Origin of the sequence: Brevibacillus sp. SKDU10 (genome assembly GCF_001645205.1) — a bacterium.
Taxonomy (GTDB): Bacteria; Bacillota; Bacilli; order Brevibacillales; family Brevibacillaceae; genus Brevibacillus_B; species Brevibacillus_B halotolerans.
On the sequence record NZ_LSSO01000086.1, the window covers coordinates 1 to 1,632 of the forward strand.

Consider the following 1,632-nt stretch of genomic DNA (forward strand, 5'->3'; position numbering starts at 1 on the left):
GCTAGACCTGCTGCGTCATCACCTGCACGGTTGATGCGAAGACCAGAAGACAATTTCTCCAGGTTTTTACCAGATGCGCCAGTGTTTACACCTAGTTGACGGTGTGTGTTTAGTGCTGATACGTTGTGATTGATTCTCATGATTTGTTACCTCCGTGTTTTTATTTCTTGAACCATCCATTTGTTCAAGACGATGTTGTATTGTTCATTTTAAATAAAGTTGCTTATTCAAAATGACAACTGATACAGTCACCTCTATAGGCTAGTAGTAGCTCTACACCTAGTACCTATCATTCAGAAAATATGACTTAGGCGACTATTATTAATATCGGATTTTCTTTATAAAACTTTACAGGATAGAAAAATATTTTTTTATTCAAACTTTTTTACGGTTAATTGTAGATTACAGCACTCATTTTTAGAAACAAGAAAAGACCTAACTGATTCGTTAGGTCCTTTCTTCTTATTATCATCGTAATATTAACGAAGTAATTGAAGTACGCCTTGAGGCTGTTGGTTAGCTTGTGCAAGCATTGCTTGAGCTGCTTGAGTCAAGATGTTGTTCTTCGTGAAGTCCATCATTTCTTTTGCCATATCAACGTCACGGATACGGGATTCTGCAGCTGTTAGGTTCTCTGCAGTTGCTCCCAAGTTGTTGATTGTGTGCTCTAGACGGTTTTGGTTCGCACCTAGTTTAGAGCGCTCTTCGGATACTTTATTAAGAGCGTTGTTGATGGTTGTGATTGCTTTGTCTGCTGCTTTTTGAGTGGAGATGTTAACACCTTTTGTGTCATCCGCCACCCCTGCATCTGCTTTCTGATCAGCAATTGTTCCTTTTACTACTTCGTTCATTTTTGTTTCATCTTTAGCAACTACATCAAGACCTGCTTTTTTCAGAGCATCCATTACATCTTGTTTAGTACCTGTCCCTACTGCACCATCGCTTTTTAATGTAACTGTGTATTCATTTGCTTTAGTTAATTCAGCAGAAGTTTCTGTTGCTGCAGTCTTAGTAGGGTCACTAAATTTAATTGTAATATCTGCACCATCTCTATTTTTTACAGTTAATTCAATATTCGCTAAATCAGTTTCTTTGTAATTACCGTTTACACCAAGTTCTTTATTGCTCATGTTGTTGATGCTCAATTTGATGTTTTGTCCTTGGTTAGCACCGATATGGAACGTTTTGTCTTCGAAAGATCCATCCAATACTTTTTGGTTGTTGAACTCAGTGTCTGTAGAAATACGTTTGATTTCTTTGGACAATTCATCAACTTCAGCTTGAAGCTTTTGACGGTCTACGCCTTCATTTGTGTCAGAAGATGCTTGAACTGCTAGTTCGCGCATACGTTGCAGGATGCTGTGTGTTTCAGTTAGTGCACCTTCAGCAGTTTGGATCAAGGAGATACCGTCTTGCGCGTTTTTAGAAGCCATTTCTAGACCGCGGATTTGACCACGCATTTTTTCAGAGATCGCTAGACCTGCTGCGTCATCACCTGCACGGTTGATGCGAAGACCAGAAGACAATTTCTCCAGGTTTTTACCAGATGCGCCAGTGTTTACACCTAGTTGACGGTGTGTGTTTAGTGCTGATACGTTGTGATTGATTCTCATGATTTGTTACCTCCGTGTT

General features: G+C 39.4%; 2 protein-coding genes. Both read right to left on the minus strand.

Features of this window, described 5'->3' with window-relative positions:
- A partial coding sequence (locus AYJ08_RS22860; RefSeq protein WP_483295057.1) for a flagellin N-terminal helical domain-containing protein occupies nucleotides 1–140 on the minus strand: 140 nt, incomplete at its 3' end.
- Between the two features lie 339 nt (nucleotides 141–479).
- The gene (locus AYJ08_RS05430) at nucleotides 480–1,613 is read right to left on the minus strand and encodes a flagellin N-terminal helical domain-containing protein (protein WP_064016880.1); all 1,134 of its coding nucleotides are present in this window, start codon (nucleotides 1,611–1,613) and stop codon (nucleotides 480–482) included.
- Between the last annotated feature and the right edge of the window lie 19 nt (nucleotides 1,614–1,632).